This is a genomic window from Clostridium intestinale DSM 6191 (assembly GCF_900130055.1).
In the GTDB taxonomy this organism is placed as follows: Bacteria; Bacillota; Clostridia; order Clostridiales; family Clostridiaceae; genus Clostridium_T; species Clostridium_T intestinale.
In genome coordinates this window covers 69,146-89,616 of record NZ_FQXU01000003.1, presented here as the reverse complement: position 1 = coordinate 89,616, position 20,471 = coordinate 69,146, and the positions used below count along the sequence as shown (strand labels likewise).

Below are 20,471 nucleotides of genomic sequence, written 5' to 3'. Positions count from 1 at the left end.
AGACATTCAGACATTCAGACATTCAGACATTCAGACATTCAGACATTCAGACATTCAGACATTCAGACATTCAATAGGTAGTCTACTTTTTCTGCTTGTTCATTATTCATCTTTTTATAAAAAATATTGTTAAATTTTAAATGGATTAGACTGGCGCTGAAAGGCACGCCTACCGAGCATAGGTGTAGACATTCAATAGGTAGTCTACTTTTTTTGCCTGTTCATTATTCATATTTTATAAAAATTTTTAACTTTTTTTCGAGAAATTGAGCTCTTTTCTCTTGTAGGAGCTTCTTCCCAAGCTCCATTAGATTCCTTTTAACATGTTAAACTTTAAAATTTTAAATTTTTTTCAACAAGTTGTGACAAAACTCCTCATTTTTAAATATGATATAGAGTGCTCATTTCATTAAATGGGGTAAAAAGATAGAATGGAGCTTAAAACCGCTCCTATTGAATAGCTCTTAAAGGATTTGATGATGTTCTTCGAGCTTCTACTCTGTAGAGACTTCTGCCTAAGGCTCATTAATTCTTTATTTGACTATATTTCAATTAATAAATGAAAGGAGGTGAAACAAATTGTCAATTCAAACTATACCTCAGAACCTTTCATTAGTTATTAAAATCAATACTGGAACCAATGCTAGTGGTGCTCCAATTTATAAGAGAAAAAGTTTAAACAATATTAAATCAACAGCAAGTAATGAAAGTCTTCACGCTGTAGCTGAAGCAATTTCTGCTGTATTAGCTGATGATGCAGAAGGATATTTAACAATACTAACTTCTGAATTAATAGAAATTGAATAGAAAGGAGATTGAACCATGAAGTTAAGCTTAATCCTTACATTTTTAACTAGCAATGGTGAGAGATCAACTCTAACCATTTCAGACGTTAAAAATGGTATAACACCTGAAGATGTAGCTGAATTGGTAGCTGTTATATTAAGAGAAAATATTTTTGCTACCAAAAATGGAGATCTTGTTACCTTCAAATCCGCAAGGGTTGATGAAAAAAGATCTACTATCTTGGAAGTTCCAGTTTAAAATAAAAAAGCTCTGCCACAAACTTTTATCTGTTCATGGCAGAGCAGCCCTACATGATATTTTTATAATTCAATAAGTTCATGTTTAGTATTTTTAGAAACTCTAAATGTTTGTGTATCTAATAGATTTCCTATTGCGTTAGCCACTTTACTCATTGAATCATCTGAAACTTCCTCTTTTATGTTAGAGAAGCTCATCTTTTTAAAAACGTCTTTTCCTTCTTTATCTAAGCCTGCTTTATATTGTATCTCTAAGGAAAGACGTGTTAATATACTTTCAGTCATACTATATTACCTCCTTTCAAAAATGAAATTCAGTAATATAGTATGAGTGAATTGGATTGTGTGTGCACTATGTCTTATCCTAGGTATAGCTTCCGGTGCAAAAGACAAGACTTGTTCTGTTTTTTCTGATAAAAATTAGTAAACATGCAAGCATAAATACCTAGTGGATATCTCCATATATTTAAAATAATATTATTTAAATACATCTATGTTTTTCATTTTCAGTAACTTAACAAAGTCTTCTTTGCAATTACAATACTCCTCACATTTACAAACTTTTATTATTAAGTTATTTCTCATCTCTTCTTTCATTTTTTTATATTTATCCTTTATTGGCTTAGTGTTAATATTTACAGCAGTAATTATTAACAATTCTACACAAAGTTCAGCTATCGTATTTCCAGTAATAGTTCCTGTTAGTGCTTTATAATTTTTAACACTAATAATAATCGCAGTTATATATGTTCCTAGTTCAATTTTTTCACAAAGGTTAACTGTTTTTTGTTTAGATATTAAGTCATTAAACTTTTTTATAATTTCAGGTTTTAAGTTTTCATAAAAATATTCCTGCTCTAATTCTCTCATTTAAATACTCCAAATATGTTTTTATAATATATTATTATGAAAACTTAGCAAATATTCCAAATTGCTTATCTGTATTTCTTTGCTTTTATGTGTAATACAAGAGATAATATAAGACATATTGCAGTTGGAGGTAAAAACAATACACTGTGAATTAAAGCATCAAGATCAGCTCCAGCAGAAGCATAAGGGTTATACTCTTGAATATTATAAATATAAAATATGCCTATTAAATAGCACATCAATAGTACTATCCCAATTCCAAATAAAACTCTTGATTTAGTTTTAGACCTCATTTGCTAACCTCCTGCATAAGATACAGATACATCTTAATTAAAATATGATATATGAATTAGAATTAACAAAGACGATTTAATTCAATAATTATGAGAATAAAAATCTAGAATAGGGACTCCTTGAGATATCAAATAATTTCCTATACCACTTTCTATATCTGATCTATTTAATCCATCTTTAATGTTATTCAATTGAAAAATCAATACCTCACTATCATCCCATTCTAGACCTAACGATTGATTTATAAGACCTGCCGTAGTATTGCTTTTAGCATACTCAGTAAAAGATATGTCACAACCTGTTCCGATAACACTTATATGGTTATCGTTTGTAAACTTTATCCAAACAATGTCTTCTTTATTTTCTTTATTTATTTTTGAATAGTCTATTCTTCGTTTTTCTCTTTTTTGAGGTTTAATAACTGGGTCAAATGATATTTCCATACCTATTGAAAATAAGAAATCTTTAACATATTTTATAATGTATTCTCTATCAACTACAGGCAACATATGTTGTTCTTTAGCTTTTTCAATTCTAAAGTTGAATTTTCCATTTAGATTATCAGTAGATACAGTCCTATTTTTTATTGAAGGCATAATCCACTTCAAGTATTCTTTATTATCCATAATTTATTAATACTCCTACACAAATTATTATTTATAGCTATAGCCATTTTTTTACGAATTCGTCATCATAGTCTTCATCGCCATTCATCATTTGAATTGCTCTACCTAAATTACTATTTGATACATATTCTGGATCATAGTCATATATTGCACAATCGAAGCATAGTGCTCCTCCGATCTCTTCGTCATAATTGTACTCCCCATCGAGTGCATCATTAAACTCCATTATTGCATCTGAAACATTAAATTCATTTCCACAGTTACGACATTTTGACATATTATTACCTCCATCTTTCTATTTAAGTCCATTATAATTAACAACTATCGAAACTAGTCATTTTAATCATTATCATTCACTTTAGTCATGCTCTCTCCAGTCAAAACATTTATTGCAGAAGAAAATACTTCAACTCCTGCCATCACACCAGGAGGTATAGGAGACTGAATATCTGCTTTTTCTTTATTTCTAAGTTCTGTTTCCAACAGCCAATCCAACGAAGCATTCAGTACCTTAGACAGTTTTATCAGTTTCTCAGTTTCAGGATATCCAACACCTTGCTCCCATTTAGAAATAGCCTGTCTTGTTACATCTAATAATTCTGCTAGCTTTTCTTGAGTTATATGTTTTTCATTTCTGATTTGTTTTAAGTTCTCTGCAAAACTCATGTGAGCACCCCACTTTGTTATTACTTGCTATTATTATAAACCTATTTTCAACTTCAAACCACCAACCTGAATTTGCTTTTTCGCAACTTTAGGTTGCTTTATAAGATTACGATACTCTCTCCTTGCCGTTATATAAATTCTTTTGATTAGCACCAGATTTACAGATATCTTAAACCATTTTTTTAAAATCAAATAAATTACTATTTAGATCTATAACTTAACTCCCATCTTCTTACAATCATAAGTTAATTGTATCATATTTATCCAATGCGGTATTATTCAAAATTCAAAGAGCCTGTTGCTTTACGTTATTTTTAAAATACTTGGTGCTATTTTTAAATTGCTAAGTAAAAAATACCGCTTATTCATTTGAATAATACGGTATCATACTAACTTTATATTTAGTTTTGGTTGAATAATAAGAAGATTATCCATTTAATGTATTCTAGAAATTGCAATTTTACTATGCATCAGAAAATTTTATTTATAGCTACTGCAGCAATAAGTGCTGCACAAGCAAATACCGGAATTCCCTTAAGGAAAGATACCCAATGTTTTCTAATTCCATGATAATCCTTATCGTCAATAATATCTCCAAAATGTGTTCTCCTTGTCTTTCTCCACCAACAGCAATCGATAATTATAAAATCAAAGAGATTTAATCCTTCTCCTAATATTAGAAGATAGATAAACGTCGGAATAAACTCTGAAAGACTCAATAAAAAGCCTATAACTATAAAAATAATTGTAAACACCATAAGATTTGACAAGAAAGATTTAAGATAAGAGGGTTTCACTGGAATCATTTTACTTAAGTCATTATTCAATCTTATCTTAATCTGGACATCATCAGGATAAGAGTAGAAGCTCTTCATGTTCTTTTTATCTCCGCCAGTGCCAAGATAGCAGATTAAAAAGAACAACCCATATAAAATTATTCCTGCTATAATATATTTCATAGATAACATCCCCCGTAAAATTACTAAATTTGAGAATAATATTTTATTCAATATAAATAGTCCATGTCTTGCATTTATTACACAAATATATAGCAAAATCTAATGTTTCATCAGCGGCATCTAAATCAAAAGTAAAAATATTTTCTTCTTCGATGACTCCTATATCTCTACGCCAGACACTAAATCTCTCTGCATTACATTCCAGGCACTCAGAGTCACATCTCCCTACGTATTCAAAATCATCAATCGTTATTTCGTTATCCTGTAAAAATTGAACTATAACTTCTTCATAACCAACATCTGAATGCCCAACAAAATTCTCTAATTTCAAAAAATCACTCATACAAAACCTCCCATAAAACACTGTACATGTTATAAGAATGATTATAACTAGACCTATATGCAAATTCAAACTACAATAACCTATTTAATATCTATCAGATTATATTAAAACTAATATCGTAGAAATTTTATTGATTTTCAAAGTTTATATTGACTACCTATTGTTTTTAGTATACTATATATTGCCTATTTAAAATATAAATCTAACATTTTACCTTATCAAGATTACACATGTTTATTCATACTTCATAATTCTGAATCTTCTAAGTAAAAGTCCTATTGTAATAAATATAGCTGTAGTTATAACACCTGAGATTGGATTTAATAAAATATCCCCCATTTTTGTTAATGAAACAAATCCACCTGTCATGACCATGACATTAGGTACTGAATCTTCAACAGTATGCATAAGTACACATGGCCAAACAGACTTTGTAATCCTATATATTTCTACATACATAATAGTCCAACATGACATTAATATACATCCCATCAAAACCATTCTGCCTCTTGATATTGATTCAAAATAGATATCTGGAAGAAATACAAGATAATACGGGACGTGCCATAATGCCCATACAAGCCCAGAAATGCCGTAAATAGACCAGTCATTGAGTTTTAATTCAATAAGTTTCGGTGTTAAATAACCTCGCCACGCAAATTCTTCAAAAATATTCTTAAGTAATCCCCCAGTAGCAGAAGCTATTGCAGCTTTTCTGTAAGAACTGAGTCAAGGGCTACTCCAATCCAGCCACTTGCAAGAGTTATTATTATAAATATAATTAGTTTGCGTATATTCTGCTTCTTCACTAAAATTATCACTCCTTTACTTTTTAAGAATATCTAATATCCATTTCTCATCAGGTATTGGATTATCAGGATTAAGTGCTATAGCTTCTGCAATACCTTGAATTGAGCACCAAAATGAAATTGATAGAGCAAGAGGATTTCCTGAACGAATTTCTCCTAACTCTTGCCCTTTTTCTATTAGCGGTACACTCTGGTTGATAATGTCATGCTGCGCAAGTAGCTCTCCTGCCTTTTGTGAAATATGAGCAGCATTGTATACTGCATACCCCATAAACACAAACATTTTTGCAGAAAATGGATTACTCCTAATCAACTGAAATAAATCTTGAATGTTCTTCTCAAATATCTTCAATGGACTAAGATCTTCCTCAGGCATAAAAACCATCTTTTCACAACCAATTTCAATAAGGGTTTCATATAAAGTTTTTTTTGAATCAAAATAATGAAACATAAGTCCAGAGCTTACTTCAGCTATATTACATATTTCACGGGTAGATGTTCCATAATAGCCTTTCATAATAAATTGATCAAGTGCTATTTGTAGAATTTGTCCCTGTCGTTTTTCTCTTTCCTTATCACGATTTCCCAAATAATAACCCGCCCTTCTTCATTAAGCACATGCTTAATATTGACTATATGCTTACCATATCATTCCAATATATACTTGTCAAACATTATCAAATGAATATTCTAATGGGCAGAGAATGTCTACTACTTATGGCTTCTGGTTAAAAAAATTTCAGCTATAAACATATAAAAGTTTATAGCTGAGACATATTACGTGATATTTTTTATTTAATGTGTGTATAATTTCTCAAATTATACAGCTCTTTTCTAAAGGTTGATGTTCTTTCTTTGTCTGGTAACTTAGTTGGTGAATCTTCCTTAGGTAAAAATATATTAGCCTTTAATTGCTTCAATAAATACTCAAAGTTCATGTTATTCTCCTAAAATCATATTGATTAATTATAGTATGCAATTTGTATAAATAGTTATTGGTATAAAAAATGCAGGTGATGGGTTGTCACCTGCGGGTGTTGTGGATGGTTGTTTGTGGTTGGGTATAATTGCTGAGGGTAAAGGGCGAGGTTTGCTAATATTACTCCAAATTCTATTTTTTAATTATCACTCTTTATATTTTTATATAACATAATCAACTCATCTAAAGATATATCTATGCCAACCATTTTTAATAAATTTTTTCGCTCATTATATAGCTTTTCCAGTATAATTTCAAATCCCTTGCCCATATGTATTTGTTTGTGACAATTACAGCATAAAGAAACAATGTTTTCTTTGACATCAAGAGATACAGCAAAACTACTATGGTAAGAGATTGGAACTAAATGATGAGGTTCAGTGTAGTTTAAATCCGAGTTTCTCCTAGTAAACGTTAAATGATTAGTATCAAATTCACACTTATAATTTGCATGCTTCAAAGCATTTATTGATATATTCCTACTTCTAGGATATAAATATTTATTTTGGACATACACAAGTTCTCTCTTCCCTTTAGGCTTACCTCCATATTCAAAGCAAGAGTCATTAGTAGAAATATCACTATTAGTAATATCTGAAATAAGCTCATCATCTGAGTAACTATCCTCTGAAAATATTTTTAATTTTTCAATAGCTTTAATAAGTTCTTCTCTAAGTGTCCACTCCCAAGTCTTTGGCTTTTTATCAACTTGTTTGCTTTTCATCACAACAATAAATCTTGTACCTTTAGCTATGTTGCCTATCCCCTTAACAACAAATCTTCCAAGTTCTTTTTGAGCTCTTCCAGCCAAACCATTGATAATTCCATTTGCACTCATACTGTGCTCATTGTACTTTTTCCCTATATAACTACAGCTTGCTGAGTATCCAGGTTCTATATACCATTTTCTTATAGCTTCTTTGCTTTTATCATCAAAAACTTTAGGATTAATTAATAGCTGTTTCCATTCTTCTACAGTTATATCTATATCACAACAATACTCATTATCAATAATTTCACATATTTTTTCTATCATGCCGCTCCTCCAATGTATAATAAATCTTTATATTCCCGTGTTAAATAAGATTTATCTAATCTTATAGATATTTTTCTATTTCACTAATGACAAAAGCTTATCGCTCAATATCTTCTCTTCCCCACTCCCTACAGAAGAAAATCTTAATATAGGTATGTCATATTTTCTCAGTATTTCATCCTTCATTTTATCTCTTTTTAGCTGAGCTGGGTTATTTTCATGATACTTGTATCCATCAACTTCTACTGCTAGTACTGGCATTTTATCGATTTTGTTAAATATAACAAAGTCATTATGGGATTGAGTTTTTGTAACGAATCTATATTCTTCTTCATTTAGCTTGGATGTATCTCTTATAAGCATCTTAAGAGGATGATGTAAAACTTTATCAAATACCTTAAATTCATCTTTTCCTAAGAGCTCTTCCAGTATATTGTCCATTAGAATTTCTGATGGTTCTTTGGATACCTTCTTGCTTTTACTCAATACTTTTAGTAGTTCCTTAGAATAACATTTATAAAGTAAATCAAAAACAGAATAAATCTCACTATTTATAATTTCAAGGTTATTATACTTTATGTATCTTATCAAATCCCCAATGTTACTATTTTTACTTGAGGTATAGTTGTCAGAAATTATAAGTATCAATTTATTCTCTGCTCTTGATATAGCAACATTTATAAGTTTAGGATCATCTATAAAATCATTTATATCATTAGAAACTGTAGTTAAAATGATAGTTTCTTTTTCTCTTCCTTGATATTTATGAACAGTATCTGCTTCTATATCTGTACTGTTAAATAAAGCTTGAAGCTTTTCAGTCTGTGCTCTGTAAGGAGATACTATTCCTATAGATTTATTTGATTCCCCTATATCCAAAGCTGGAATAACCTCTTCAAGTATTATATCTATTTGCCTTTGATTAGAGGTTCCTCTAGCATGATTCCCTTTAACTGTCTTACAAACTGTAAGAGGTTTATCATCCTCACTTTCTTTTGTTAATACGATAAGCTCATTGTTATAAAACTTCTTATTGCAGAATCCAATTATTTTAGGATGACACCTATAATGCTCTTTTAATAAAGTCTTAGGAACATCCTCAAATAGTGCTATTATTGAAGATAATAAACTGTTATCCTTATAACTGTAGGCACTATTTAAATTAAATCTATTAAAAGTCTCAGTAGTTTCAGCCTTCATATTTTCATTAACTACAATGGGAAGCTGTTTCAAATCTCCTACAATTACCGCATTTTTAGCACAAGAAAGAGCCAAGGCTCCACTTACTATATCAACCTGTGATGCTTCATCCAATATTATATAATCAAATAAATAATTTTCACTTGCACAACTTCTTAAAGAATGTGTGGTACTTAGTATTACTGGATACTCCTTTATAAAGCTATCAAAGTTCTTCCATAAGTCATCTTTTGAGAACTTAACTCTATTTCCTTTATTTTTGAACCTATTAGCTAAATTAGCTTGAAGAAGCAGCATTGAATTTTTACTGTACTCTTCCATAGAATCTTTAAAGCTAAATCTATCTAGTTCTTTCTCTAAACTTTCAATATCTTTATTTAACTCTTTTAACTTCAAATCGTAGTAGAGCTTTTTGAGATGATCCACTATATTTTCGTAAGGTCTGTTATAGAAATTAAAACTGAAAATTCCATGAGATATTAAGTTTCTAAGTTTATGCCTAAATAAAAATTTTTCATGTCTCATAATTGCAGCATTATAATTAACCAATATTGACATTACTTTATTAGAATTGTGCCTAAATATGGCTCTGTATGAGGTGGTATCCATGTTATCATCATAATAACTATTAAAATACTCAATCTCTGTAGATAGTTCAGAGAGCTCTTGCTTCAATGATGCTAATGTGTTTTGTTTATCCAGCATTTCCTCAAGCTTTTTTTGAGAATTGATTAGTTTAGATTTTATCTTCTCTAAATCCTCTGAACTCTTTTGCCAGTTTTCTATATCTTGATTATACTCTGGTTGGTTATTGAAGAAGTTCTCTTTATTTTCTTTATTACCTAAGTATGCAGCTATAAATCCTACCCCATATTTATCAAGCTTTTCTAATACATTTAACGTAGCAGAGTTATTATTAGAAACTACTGCAACAGTTTTATTATTTACTATCGCATTTGCAATAATGTTAAGTATGGTTTGAGTTTTTCCAGTCCCAGGCGGACCCTCAATAACACTTATCTGATTAGTTAGCGCCTTATCAGTTGCGGATTTTTGACTCAAATTAAACCCAAAAGGGAATATAGTATTCCCCCTATTTTCTCGCTTTTTAAGCTCTTTAGGATTTAAGTAAACATCTAAAACACTACGTGGACTAATAGCTTTTATCTTATTATATTGTTTGTTTAAAAAGCTATCTTCTTCATCCTGAGATACTTTAATTAAGGCCGATAAGCTTTTAAGATAATCAAAACAATTGCTTGATCCAGTTTTATTTAAACAAGTTTCTTCAATTGTTAAGTTGTACATAGGATAGGATTTTGTATACCCACTCTTAAAGCAAACTCTAACATAACCATCAAACCTAAGAATCTTATCAATCCCTGATATTGGCTGATTATCCTTATATAATATTGTGGTTTCTGGATTTAATTCAACAGGATTTCTGAGCCAATTAACGTTATTGTAGTTGTATGTATATGACTTATTATTATCAAAAGTAACTTGATATTTTCCATTAGTATATTCACAATATGTAACCTTGCTAGTTTTGTCTTCACCTTTTATTAGTATAAGGTTTTTCTCAATATTCAAGATTTAAGGTCTCCTTTTATTTTTGTGTAAGTATAAAGCTATTTTACCATTTATTGATAATAATATCCAATTTTTATAGCTAGTTATGGGTATAAAAATTGCAGGTGATGGTTTGTCACCTGCGGGTGTTGTTAAGGATTGTCTGCACCCGGGCATAATTGCTGAGACTTAAGGGCGAGGCTTGCTAACTCATAATTTTATTTATATAGTTATAAATTTTCATGCGATTGTCATGCCCTCTTGTGAAAATATTAATGAAAAATAAAAGCACCTACTCATGTCAATATTGACATGAGTAGGTACTTTCTTTTACATCAGTTTTCTCTCTATAAATCCAATATACTAATGTCTATAACTTTTCTTGCTAAGTACTTATCATACATTATTTGTGTTGGTAAAAATCTAATTTGAATATCTTGTAATCCTAACCCATTAAGAATATTCATTTTAACAATACCTTTTTTTATAATATTAGTACCTTCTATTGGCATTAAAAAGCAGTTTCTCACTATCTGTATATTATGATCTTCTATAAATTTTTTATAAGCTAATTGATAAAGATATTGCTTTGTAATATCACCGATTCCAGGATAACTTCTCAACTCTTTTCCCTCTACTAATTGAAGATTATAGTATTTAGCATCAAATATAATAAAATGCGTTTCTTCTCTATGTTTAGCCACTGATATTAAGTCTGGTGTTAATGTATCTTTAGATTTCTTTTCAAACTCCAAATCATTCATTCCATACCCAGTCCATGTTGGCTTTTCTATAATATCAATAAGCTTAATATTAGGATTATACTCATTCAATAATGGAACTGGTAGCTCTAAATTCGCTAATGGGGTATTAAGCTTATTACTAAATACTTCTGCACAAACATTTTCCCAAACAAGATTAAAACTGTTTGTCCCATACATACTTATTCCATAAGTATCTTCCAATGTTCTTTCATGAGCCACATATGCATATAACGTCTTGAGTAAAATTTGCTTTCTAGTGTTAAATTGAATATTTAACTCTGATTGCAGACGATACAGAACATAATCCTTATTTCCGAAATCGTCCATAATTTCCTCTGAAAGTACCACAGAAGACATATCAAATAAATCTAATAATTCAGCCGTTTCTAGTTGTTTAGAACACTGTGTTAAGATACACTCATGTAATCTTTTGAAAAAGTCAAAATCATCATCTACTGTTTTTTGTGTATATAATTCCATATAATATGGACGATTATTGCTGATAAGGGCAAAGCTATCATTAATGGTCTTATCCCATAAAATTTCCCCATCACCATTGATCTCTATGATATCTTCGGTGTTATTATAAACACCATACTCATAATAATCGTTAATCAAAAAGAGAATAACTGCTAGTATATTAAAACTCTTATCATTTCCATCCCCATTGTATAAATTTACAATTTGTTCTTTTGCTCCGTATTTTGTTAGCACTTTTAATACTCTCTTCATTTCATCAAGAGGCTTGTCTATTTTAAGGAGATATTTTGGATAGCACTTTATGATGCGTGATCCAACTGTAATAACACCTACGTATGTAAAAACATAAAGATATACATCATTTTCTGATTCCGGCTCTGCAATCTCAATATCGTCGTCAACTAAATCTGAAAGTTCCCTTTGATTCGAATTATTCTTAACTGCCTTTAGAACACCAAATGCTTTAAGATTTTTTATAAATCCATCTATCTCATCTGTTTTTAATTCAAAAATATGCCTAAGATCATTTTGTGAATATCTCTTCTGCTCTCTGACAAATTTGGACACCATCTTTTTCATTGGTAGCTACACTCCTTGTTTGTCATAGAATTCTTTAAAATTTTCTCCAAATATAGCAATCCCAATTTCATCAAAAGCATCACAAACCGAAGAATATTTAGCCGTTGAAAATCCAGCTGTATTGCAACCATCAAATAGTCTTCTCTTATACTGCTTGGCAGCATCTTCATAAAGATACATAATCACCTTATTTTTAAATGCATTTTTAAAATTATCTGGGTCTGCAATAGTATTATCAGTATCACTTACCGTTTTAATTACTTTTTTGGATAAAAAGTAAGGTCCCATTAATTTATCTTCATTAACCTTGCAATCTTCAGCCAACTTTTCATTAATTGCTTTTCTTAAATGATTCCATCCAACTTCTAATTCGTGACTACCTGTTCCAAGCTTAATTTTACCCTTAATGTCCCCATCATTTTTATCAATACCTAAATACTCAAAGTTCCAACGTCTTTTGAACGCTGTATCCATTGGAAACACTCCTTGATCAGCACTATTCATTGTAGCCCATATAAACATATTATCTGGAATTTTAATTTTCGTATAATTTTCTGTATTTCCACCCAATTCCTTGGCTAGATATTTTTTAACATCTTCACTAGCTTGGATTTCATACTCACTCACTCCATCATCATCCCTATCTAAAAGCTGAAAAACATCACCGAAAACTGCAGCAACTTTAGCACGGTTAATCTCTTCGATTAACAATAGATGGGGTTGTGGATCACCTGTTCTTCCACTCCTTAACGCTTCAACATATACTCTCATAAAAGGTCCTGGTACAAATTCATATTTTATTTCTGAATTATTATCATCTGTTACTGGCTTATACGTCCCTACAAAATGTGAATAAGCATAATCTGGATGGAAAGTTACTCTTTCATGCGAGCCTGTGGTTCCATTAATTAATGTATTACAATCTTTTTTCAAATTATAACTCTTTCCCGTACCTGGTGCACCAAAGATAATTCTATTACGCTCAAAATTTGACTGATATCCTGAATTAAACTTAATTTCTAATACATCTTGAATTTCTGAATCATTATAAACTCCTGAATCCTCTCTAATTGCTTCGGATAATTGTTCATCACTATTGGAATAATGAAGTTGTTTATAACGTTCCAAGTAGTAGTATATAAATTCAGGTCTAAATGCAACTACATTTTTTCCTGTTGTCTTATCGATATGAAAACCTTGATTTTTAGCAGGTAAAATATCACTTCTCATATTAACACGTAAGCTAGGATTAGCAGGATAATTTTTATTTTTCTCAATTGGCCACGCAACAATAATAGCATTGTCTATTCGTGTTTTGTCCTCGTAAACATAAAATCCCAAAATAATACCATCATCAACGTTATTTCTAGGATCATTATCCGTTCCCAACTGAATCTTTTTTTCCTCTCGGTTTCTTTCTGGGTCTTCTTTTCTTACATTTCCATGATATAAATTAAGTGTATATTCTTTTTTAAGATTACTATTTACTAGTTTAATCTTAAAATGTGCACTTGTTTCTTCAGAAAGCAATTCATAATTCCAACCGTTTCGAGAAAACACCTTTTCAATCATTATTTTTTTCTCTGTAGGAGTCAATGTCGTTGGATTTCCAACGACTATTTGACCTAAATTATCTACTTCATAACGTTCATTTCTTTCCATCAAAATATTCCCCCTTTATCTTACTTGCAACAATTCTAGCCATTTCAGCAGGCACAGCATTCCCCAATTGCCTCCATTGTTCTTTAAACTCGCCAACTAACTTATAATCATCAGGAAAAGTTTGTAATCTCTTAACCTCCTCTATTCTTAGAAATCTATTTCTCCAGTGAAAAGGACCTTGATTATTTGAAAAGCTTGCTTGAAGAGTCCACGACGGTCTATTGGGTGTTAGTTTAAGTAAAAAAGTCCAGTATCTAGACTTCCACTTAAATATAGGATTTGGGTAACCTCTTTTTTCAGTATAGTATAAATAATTATCTCCTGGTGGTATATTAACCAATAAGTCATAGTCTTTAGAACCAGGCTTCTGTAGCTTTTCTTCTTCCGTAATATCATCAAAATCACTTAATACATCCCCACAAGTTACCCATGGTTTTTTGCCTTGTAATTTGTCAGGTGAAGCATGTGTTTCATCAGGGAAAATAAATTCTGGTAATTTCTTTTTTACACCTATACATATAAATCTTTTTCTTGTCTGAGGGATACCATAATTAGCACAATTTACAACTTTATAAGTCAGATTGTACCCCAATAAAGAGGATTCGTTCTTTAAATAATCAAAAGCCTCTGTATGCGTTTTAAAAGTAAATCCATCAACATTCTCAAAGAAAAATATTGTAGGATTCAACTCTTTAACAGCTCTAAGATATTCTGGTACACCAAACCCAGCTTTTTCATCTTCCAATCCAGACTTTTTATTTACAAGATAGTGCCTTGTCTGGCTATAAGGAGGACATGGCGGTCCTCCAATTACAACATCAATAATTCCATGTCTTTCTTTAATATATTTAAAATCTATATTTCTTACGTCATCACATACTACCTCATCGGACATATTGTTATGTTGCAATGTTTTGCAAGCAATATCCCATACATCAGTAGCAAAAACTGTATGAAAGCCTGCTTTTTTAAAGCCAATATCTAAACCACCAGCTCCTGAAAACAAACTCACAATAATCGGTTTTTTCATTATATCCACCTACACAATTCTTCTATTATCATTTTTGCTAATAATGGAGGAACCGCATTCCCGATCTGTTTCCTTTGTGAACGGATACTACCATGGAAAACATAGTCATCTGGAAAAGTTTGGATAGCAGCACACTCTCTAATACTTAAACGTCTATTATTCCAATGGAATGGACCTTCCCAATGCCCTGGACTTGCTATTATAGTCCAAGAAGGTTGGAGTGGATGTAATTTTAGTAATGAACTCCAATATCTTTTACCTGCGTCAAAAGTCGGATTTGGATGCCCAGCTTTCTCACTTAATGAAATGTAATTTTTACCTGGTGGTATGCAAGTTAATTCATATTCCCACTTACCTTCTGTACTAAGAGATTCATCTTTCCAGTACTTCTCATTATCAAACTTACCAATCCAATCTAATACATTAACGTGAGGTAATAAATTTGAGTTTGTTAACATTTTTTTCGCATCTCCATGTGTTGGTTCTAAAACAGCATTAATATTTTTTTTAGATGCTAAGAAAAATACTCTTTTTCGTTTTTGAGGTATACCATAATCTGCTGAATTAATTTTCAGTAATGAATACTGATATCCTAGTCTATCTATGTTGTTGATAATTGTATCAACTGCTTCTTTATTTGATGGATGCAATATGCTTTCTACATTTTCTAAAACAAATCCATCTGGTTTAATGTCCGATATTAGTTTAAAATATGGCTCAATCATATTTCTAGGATCTTCATTTGATTTTCTATTCTCATTTGTTACCCAATATCCAGCCTTAGAAAAAGGTTGGCATGGTGGTCCTCCAACTAATATTAATTTCTCTGGGTTATTGTTAGTAATAATTTCTGCAAAATTATTACCATTAACATTACAAATATCCTCATTAAAATGGGCAGTATGAGAGAAAAAGTCATTTTTCCTTATAGTATTAACACTATCTTTATAAAAGTCTAAACTTGATAGTACTTTTACCCCAGCCATTTGTGTTCCTATATCTAACCCCCCACATCCAGAAAAGAAACTAATTGCATGGGTTCCTGATTGCTCAAATAAATGTTTTTTATCATTGCAAGTGTATCCTCTGTCTATATATGGAATTAAAACATTTCCCTGTGAATCTATTTCAAATTCTTTCAAAAACTCTTCTAACTGAAATTGAGTTATATTTTTTAAATTTTCTCTGTTCAATGTATATATATTTTTGTGAGTATTACTCATGTCATTACTCCAATTCTATTTTAAATTCTGGTTTTCAGCCAGTACCCAATGTCCTTTTTTAGGATTTAAAATTTGACCTTTTAACTCTGTACGAATCCAGCGCATCCTATATTCATAAGCAGTACCTAATCCATTTTCATCTTCCATTGCTAAAACTTCTTCAGATAAATTAAGAATTTGAGCAACTTTAGAGTTTATTTCTTTTGTGGTTGCCTTTCCTCCTAATTCTTGTAGTGCCAGTAATGTTGCTTGCTTTAATTGACTTTTCTCTGGGAAAATATTAATTTTATCTATCACAGTTGCTCCTCCTTATCATTATCTGGTACAATATCTACTATATCTCCAATATTACATCTCAATACCATACATATCTTTCCAAGAGTATCTATTGATACAGATCTATTTTTACCTAATTTAGCAATAACATTTGTACTTAAGTGTGCTGCATTCTTTAGTTGCGTCTTATTCATATTTTGATCAATCATTAACTTCCATAGTTTATTATAATTAATGTTCATCCTCTTAACCTCACATTCATACAATATCTAATTATACCGTATTATGTTAAACAACTCAATAATTTCTTGATATATATCAAGAAATTATTGAGTATTATTGTTTTATAAAACCCCTGGTTAGACCAGGGGTTCAGAAAAGCTTACAACTATGGAACATATAATAAAAACTCCTTTTGATATAAAATAGAAAATCAGGTCTGGCAACTGCAATAAAAACATCAAAAGGTGGCGTTAAAAGTGAACGACATACATAGTTTATCACATACAAGATGGAATTGTAAGTATCATGTGGTATTTGCGCCGAAGTACCGTAGTAAAGTCTTTTTCGTAGAAAAAAGATTAGAGATTGGAGGAATACTCAGAGAATTATGTAAATGGAAAGGCGTAAATATAATAGAATCATAAGTATGTATAGATCACATACTTATACTAATAGGAATACCACCTAAAATGAGTGTTTCAGGTTTCATGAGGTTTTTAAAAGGAAAAGGTAGCTTGATGATATATGAAAAGTACGTAAATATGAAGTTCAAATATAGAGACAGAGAGTTTTGTTGTAGAGGGTATTATGTAGATACAGTAGGAAAAAATACAGCTAAAATAAAAGAATATATAGAATATCAGTTAAAAGAAGATCAATTAGGTGAACAGTTAACAATGAACTACATATATCCGTTTAAAAGTAGTAAAAGATAATAAGTAAACGACCTGTTTACAGGTAACTGGTAACAAATTCGAATGTGCCAGATCGGACATACGCCATTTAGGCGTGGCTAGTAGTAAAGTACTATGCCCCGTTAAGGTAAAACCACCAGCTATGCCGGTGGATATTTATTTAGTATATTATATATTTTAAATTTACATCATCGTTATTTTATAGACTACTTTCTATCAACTATATTGTGACCACAAAAAAATATTGGTTGTCTGCGCGCTGGCATAATTGCTACAACTGAAAGGCGCGGCTTGCTATTATTCACCCTACCACTTGTGTGTTTTCTATTATAGCTCTTCTTAACAAATGCTCAACCCACCGACAATTCAAACCATGCAATCATTGCAAACCATATAGTTTGGATAACAAGGCAGCATCTTTACGATAATTTTTCAGAGTAAGACTTTCTAATATCTTTTTCTCGGTTTCAGGCGACCAGTAGATTTTCAATTCTTCCTTTGCACGGGTAATTGCTGTATAGAAAACATTATGCGTGATAAGTTCTTCCACTTCGTTTGTAATAACCACTTTTACAGACTTGTACTCCAAGCCTTGAGCCTTATGTATTGATACTGCATATGCAACTTGAAACGGCACAATTGCATCAGAAGAATCATCATCTTCATCAGTGCTTTTATACCTATTTACCAAAAAACTGATAATTGAATTTTTACGTTCCGATTCCCCAATAATAGTAAAATCATAATCCTCAGCTTCCCATTCAGTAATTGCAATATCAAGTTCAATATCAAAACGTATTTTATCCTCTGATGACCCGATATACATTATTCTACCTTTCATATTGTTGTAAATCAAAGGTGTAAATCTCTCAGACTCGTTAAATAATACTGGATCTCCAACTTTATATACATTGATACCCCAATGCACAGGCTTATTGGGATTGCTGCTTTGTAGAAACCTATTAATATTATTAATACCATAAAGGCCATCGTAATTCAGGCACAGAATAATTTCATCCTCCGTAAAGTGTTCAAAAATAGATTCATTTAACTCAACAGAGTATTTGCTTTTTACTATTGGTTCCAAAATGGCGTCGTCCAATTTACGAACTCTATCCCATACAGTAAGCAATTCCTCTTTGGTACTACGATACGGTTTCGTCAGTTCATAAACAGAGGAATTTGGAATAAATGTGCGAGCAATACTAAACCAGTTTCCAAATAAAATAGCTTCTATCTGAAAAACATCACCTACAAGAACAAGAAGTCTAAATTTTGCCTTATCAAGAATTGCACGCATATCTTTGTTACTTACTGTACTACACTCATCAATGACCAGAATGTCATACTCAATATCTCTATTACTCCTTGATAAAAAACTTGCAATTGTCTTGAACTCACAGTTGGCAGCGTTAACTTTTCTCCTCATATTGTCAACAGCAGGGTTAGTATTTGCTAAATATAGCTTTTCTCTATCATTATAAAGATTCGAAATATGGTTTATAAGTGTTGACTTACCAGTTCCTGCTGATCCATATATAAGCGCCACTTGTGATTCTGAGAACATTGTTTTTAGAGTAGACAACTTTTCTTTACTATCAATTTTATACGATTTGTTTTGCTCTAACCATGATTCAACAAAGTTTGTGTATCCGACTATTCCAAAACTTGATAGTTCTTTCAATCTTTCAATAATTTTGGCGCTATCATCAGCATAACTTTTTATGTATAAGTGATCTTTATATGACAATATTTGGCGATCTCTGTGTTCCTTTTTCTTAGTATAAAGTAATGAATTGAATTTTTTTATTATAGATTCAACATCGTCAAAATGAGACAAATCATTTTTGGGAGTAAATAAGATGTCCCGTTGTTCTATGTTATTTTTTATTATACGTGCGAGAAATTCATGTTCTCGATCTGATGCATCTATACAGTCAAATAGATCATAAATACGAGGATTATGCTTTACTAAAGAAGTAGTAAATGGCATTTGCTCAAAAGGCATACAGCTCCATGTCAAATACAAATCAGATAATCCACTACAAGCTTTGTAATAAAATTGCCTCTTCATTATTTTATTATTCATCTTATGGAGAAGATACTGTACGACATTACTACCGGGCTTTTTATTTTTTATTAACTCTCTCGCCTGATCTAGAACATTAAAAATATGAGTAACCTTTGCTTCTTTTATGCACAAGTCTTTAGCCCACAAATAATATGAATCTGATGAATTGACGAGATCTGTCAAACTTATACGAGTGTTAGTAAGAAATCTCATCAAATCACGAAATTCATGGTTGCTTGAACTAATCTCTATATGTCTTCTAAAAATATCTGCAAGCCTATTTACTTCACATGGTCTTATTGACACCTCCCATTTATCAATCACTTGAATAGGCATGGTTGTCCCCATTACTTCAATGTAATCATAATGCAGTGAAAGCTTTACTGCATAATTGTCAGAAAGTTCAATATTAGTAAACGCAATTACCCTATCAAATTTACTGGCTTTATCGTTGGCAACAGTAAAAGTAACTTCATAATAAATACAATTATTAACAAAGAAAGGCTTGATTTTCTGAATATAAGAACGTTCGTTATAGGGATTACGGGTAGCACGGCGGCTAGGTTGATTGATTCTTGATATGATTTTTTCATAGTACTCTGTAAGGTTAGTATCCAAGTCTAAAGGAAAATCATCAATATTAATTAATACATCCAAATTATATGTTTCTTTTAGAAATACTCTGATTCTTATTAAATATTCATAGTATTTAAGCATCAATCGCTCAGATCCACCCTCATCAAATGTATAATGAGAAACAGATTTTTGAAGCAATGAGTGGAATTTTGCCAAAAAACGATATTTTCCGTTTTTTTGAACATACTCCCACGCTTCCTTTTTCTTACTATAATTATTGGGGTCAATATCCACCCCGTTTGAGTAAATTTTTTGTACTATATATTCCACATAGTTTCTAAGCTGAGCAAGTATATTCTGCGACAGCAGACCTCTTTCAGAGTCATCAAATCGATCAATATTTTTGCATATAACTCTATCTGTGTCTAATATAGCTTGGTCTATTTTCAACATCTTCTTCACTCCTTCTTCCAAAAGCTAATCAACTGATTGATCA

Annotated in this window: 22 protein-coding genes and 1 pseudogene; 3 read left to right on the top strand and 20 right to left on the bottom strand. The window is 31.0% G+C overall.

Annotated features, from left to right (window positions below):
* The first annotated feature begins 579 nt into the window (after window positions 1–579).
* Together BUA92_RS00470 and BUA92_RS00465 are read left to right on the top strand one after the other, a co-directional pair.
* Entirely contained in the window at window positions 580–807 is a 228-nt protein-coding gene (locus BUA92_RS00470; protein ID WP_073015783.1) for a DUF1659 domain-containing protein, read from the top strand.
* Window positions 808–822: 15 nt separating this feature from the next.
* On the top strand, window positions 823–1,044 hold the full coding sequence (locus tag BUA92_RS00465) for a DUF2922 domain-containing protein (protein ID WP_073015781.1): 222 nt from the start codon (window positions 823–825) through the stop codon (window positions 1,042–1,044).
* Window positions 1,045–1,106: 62 nt separating this feature from the next.
* Here BUA92_RS00465 and BUA92_RS00460 read toward each other — a convergent pair whose 3' ends face one another.
* The 19 genes from BUA92_RS00460 to BUA92_RS00375 all read right to left on the bottom strand — a co-directional run bounded on the left by BUA92_RS00460 (window position 1,107) and on the right by BUA92_RS00375 (window position 16,653).
* Window positions 1,107–1,328 (bottom strand): DUF1659 domain-containing protein, encoded by a 222-nt coding sequence (locus BUA92_RS00460; protein ID WP_073015779.1) that lies wholly within the window; start codon window positions 1,326–1,328, stop codon window positions 1,107–1,109.
* A gap of 192 nt (window positions 1,329–1,520) precedes the next feature.
* Window positions 1,521–1,913 carry a hypothetical protein gene (locus BUA92_RS00455; RefSeq protein ID WP_073015776.1) on the bottom strand — a complete coding sequence of 131 codons (393 nt, stop codon included), beginning with the start codon at window positions 1,911–1,913 and terminating at the stop codon, window positions 1,521–1,523.
* 65 nt (window positions 1,914–1,978) lie between these two features.
* Complete coding sequence (locus tag BUA92_RS00450; protein ID WP_073015774.1) at window positions 1,979–2,206, bottom strand: hypothetical protein; 228 nt, start codon at window positions 2,204–2,206, stop codon at window positions 1,979–1,981.
* 81 nt (window positions 2,207–2,287) lie between these two features.
* Window positions 2,288–2,833, bottom strand: a complete 546-nt coding sequence (locus BUA92_RS00445; RefSeq protein ID WP_073015772.1) for a hypothetical protein — start codon at window positions 2,831–2,833, stop codon at window positions 2,288–2,290.
* Window positions 2,834–2,870: 37 nt separating this feature from the next.
* Complete coding sequence (locus BUA92_RS00440; protein WP_073015770.1) at window positions 2,871–3,110, bottom strand: hypothetical protein; 240 nt, start codon at window positions 3,108–3,110, stop codon at window positions 2,871–2,873.
* A 62-nt stretch (window positions 3,111–3,172) separates the two neighbouring features.
* Window positions 3,173–3,499 (bottom strand): helix-turn-helix domain-containing protein, encoded by a 327-nt coding sequence (locus tag BUA92_RS00435; protein ID WP_073015768.1) that lies wholly within the window; start codon window positions 3,497–3,499, stop codon window positions 3,173–3,175.
* Window positions 3,500–3,969: 470 nt separating this feature from the next.
* Entirely contained in the window at window positions 3,970–4,458 is a 489-nt protein-coding gene (locus BUA92_RS00430) for a hypothetical protein (protein ID WP_073015766.1), read from the bottom strand.
* Window positions 4,459–4,501: 43 nt separating this feature from the next.
* Window positions 4,502–4,801 carry a hypothetical protein gene (locus BUA92_RS00425; RefSeq protein ID WP_073015764.1) on the bottom strand — a complete coding sequence of 100 codons (300 nt, stop codon included), beginning with the start codon at window positions 4,799–4,801 and terminating at the stop codon, window positions 4,502–4,504.
* A 234-nt stretch (window positions 4,802–5,035) separates the two neighbouring features.
* On the bottom strand, window positions 5,036–5,506 hold the full coding sequence (locus BUA92_RS00420; protein WP_083553351.1) for a CPBP family glutamic-type intramembrane protease: 471 nt from the start codon (window positions 5,504–5,506) through the stop codon (window positions 5,036–5,038).
* 120 nt (window positions 5,507–5,626) lie between these two features.
* Window positions 5,627–6,199 carry a TetR/AcrR family transcriptional regulator gene (locus BUA92_RS00415; RefSeq protein ID WP_073015762.1) on the bottom strand — a complete coding sequence of 191 codons (573 nt, stop codon included), beginning with the start codon at window positions 6,197–6,199 and terminating at the stop codon, window positions 5,627–5,629.
* Between the two features lie 202 nt (window positions 6,200–6,401).
* The gene (locus BUA92_RS23090) at window positions 6,402–6,548 is read right to left on the bottom strand and encodes a hypothetical protein (RefSeq protein ID WP_175550820.1); all 147 of its coding nucleotides are present in this window, start codon (window positions 6,546–6,548) and stop codon (window positions 6,402–6,404) included.
* A 180-nt stretch (window positions 6,549–6,728) separates the two neighbouring features.
* Window positions 6,729–7,625, bottom strand: coding sequence for an HNH endonuclease (locus tag BUA92_RS00410; protein WP_073015760.1), 897 nt, complete (start codon window positions 7,623–7,625; stop codon window positions 6,729–6,731).
* 75 nt (window positions 7,626–7,700) lie between these two features.
* On the bottom strand, window positions 7,701–10,418 hold the full coding sequence (locus BUA92_RS00405) for an AAA domain-containing protein (RefSeq protein ID WP_073015758.1): 2,718 nt from the start codon (window positions 10,416–10,418) through the stop codon (window positions 7,701–7,703).
* 326 nt (window positions 10,419–10,744) lie between these two features.
* Entirely contained in the window at window positions 10,745–12,220 is a 1,476-nt protein-coding gene (locus BUA92_RS00400) for an LlaJI family restriction endonuclease (protein ID WP_073015756.1), read from the bottom strand.
* 6 nt (window positions 12,221–12,226) lie between these two features.
* Entirely contained in the window at window positions 12,227–13,882 is a 1,656-nt protein-coding gene (locus BUA92_RS00395; protein WP_073015754.1) for an AAA family ATPase, read from the bottom strand.
* Window positions 13,869–14,912 (bottom strand): DNA cytosine methyltransferase, encoded by a 1,044-nt coding sequence (locus BUA92_RS00390; RefSeq protein ID WP_073015752.1) that lies wholly within the window; start codon window positions 14,910–14,912, stop codon window positions 13,869–13,871. Before BUA92_RS00390 ends, BUA92_RS00395 begins: the two co-directional genes overlap by 14 nt.
* Window positions 14,912–16,135 carry a DNA cytosine methyltransferase gene (locus BUA92_RS00385; RefSeq protein WP_083553350.1) on the bottom strand — a complete coding sequence of 408 codons (1,224 nt, stop codon included), beginning with the start codon at window positions 16,133–16,135 and terminating at the stop codon, window positions 14,912–14,914. The genes BUA92_RS00390 and BUA92_RS00385 overlap by 1 nt, the downstream gene beginning before the upstream one ends.
* Before the next feature lie 15 nt (window positions 16,136–16,150).
* Entirely contained in the window at window positions 16,151–16,432 is a 282-nt protein-coding gene (locus tag BUA92_RS00380) for a winged helix-turn-helix domain-containing protein (protein ID WP_073015750.1), read from the bottom strand.
* The gene (locus BUA92_RS00375) at window positions 16,429–16,653 is read right to left on the bottom strand and encodes a helix-turn-helix domain-containing protein (protein WP_073015748.1); all 225 of its coding nucleotides are present in this window, start codon (window positions 16,651–16,653) and stop codon (window positions 16,429–16,431) included. The genes BUA92_RS00380 and BUA92_RS00375 overlap by 4 nt, the downstream gene beginning before the upstream one ends.
* A gap of 237 nt (window positions 16,654–16,890) precedes the next feature.
* On the opposite strand from BUA92_RS00375, the pseudogene tnpA reads away from it, so the two are divergent.
* A pseudogene (gene tnpA, locus BUA92_RS00370) lies at window positions 16,891–17,349 on the top strand (IS200/IS605 family transposase).
* Between the two features lie 358 nt (window positions 17,350–17,707).
* On the opposite strand, the gene BUA92_RS00365 reads toward tnpA, so the two are convergent.
* Window positions 17,708–20,428 (bottom strand): ATP-dependent DNA helicase, encoded by a 2,721-nt coding sequence (locus tag BUA92_RS00365; RefSeq protein ID WP_073015746.1) that lies wholly within the window; start codon window positions 20,426–20,428, stop codon window positions 17,708–17,710.
* Between the last annotated feature and the right edge of the window lie 43 nt (window positions 20,429–20,471).

Coding starts and splice junctions, on each gene's coding strand:
- BUA92_RS00465 (WP_073015781.1), top strand. CDS start 823: ATGAAGTTAAGCTTAATCCTTACATTTTTAACTAGCAATGGTGAGAGA.
- BUA92_RS00460 (WP_073015779.1), bottom strand. CDS start 1,328: ATGACTGAAAGTATATTAACACGTCTTTCCTTAGAGATACAATATAAA.
- BUA92_RS00455 (WP_073015776.1), bottom strand. CDS start 1,913: ATGAGAGAATTAGAGCAGGAATATTTTTATGAAAACTTAAAACCTGAA.
- BUA92_RS00450 (WP_073015774.1), bottom strand. CDS start 2,206: ATGAGGTCTAAAACTAAATCAAGAGTTTTATTTGGAATTGGGATAGTA.
- BUA92_RS00445 (WP_073015772.1), bottom strand. CDS start 2,833: ATGGATAATAAAGAATACTTGAAGTGGATTATGCCTTCAATAAAAAAT.
- BUA92_RS00440 (WP_073015770.1), bottom strand. CDS start 3,110: ATGTCAAAATGTCGTAACTGTGGAAATGAATTTAATGTTTCAGATGCA.
- BUA92_RS00435 (WP_073015768.1), bottom strand. CDS start 3,499: ATGAGTTTTGCAGAGAACTTAAAACAAATCAGAAATGAAAAACATATA.
- BUA92_RS00430 (WP_073015766.1), bottom strand. CDS start 4,458: ATGAAATATATTATAGCAGGAATAATTTTATATGGGTTGTTCTTTTTA.
- BUA92_RS00425 (WP_073015764.1), bottom strand. CDS start 4,801: ATGAGTGATTTTTTGAAATTAGAGAATTTTGTTGGGCATTCAGATGTT.
- BUA92_RS23090 (WP_175550820.1), bottom strand. CDS start 6,548: ATGAACTTTGAGTATTTATTGAAGCAATTAAAGGCTAATATATTTTTA.
- BUA92_RS00410 (WP_073015760.1), bottom strand. CDS start 7,625: ATGATAGAAAAAATATGTGAAATTATTGATAATGAGTATTGTTGTGAT.
- BUA92_RS00400 (WP_073015756.1), bottom strand. CDS start 12,220: ATGAAAAAGATGGTGTCCAAATTTGTCAGAGAGCAGAAGAGATATTCA.
- BUA92_RS00395 (WP_073015754.1), bottom strand. CDS start 13,882: ATGGAAAGAAATGAACGTTATGAAGTAGATAATTTAGGTCAAATAGTC.
- BUA92_RS00390 (WP_073015752.1), bottom strand. CDS start 14,912: ATGAAAAAACCGATTATTGTGAGTTTGTTTTCAGGAGCTGGTGGTTTA.
- BUA92_RS00385 (WP_083553350.1), bottom strand. CDS start 16,135: ATGAGTAATACTCACAAAAATATATATACATTGAACAGAGAAAATTTA.
- BUA92_RS00375 (WP_073015748.1), bottom strand. CDS start 16,653: ATGAACATTAATTATAATAAACTATGGAAGTTAATGATTGATCAAAAT.
- BUA92_RS00365 (WP_073015746.1), bottom strand. CDS start 20,428: ATGTTGAAAATAGACCAAGCTATATTAGACACAGATAGAGTTATATGC.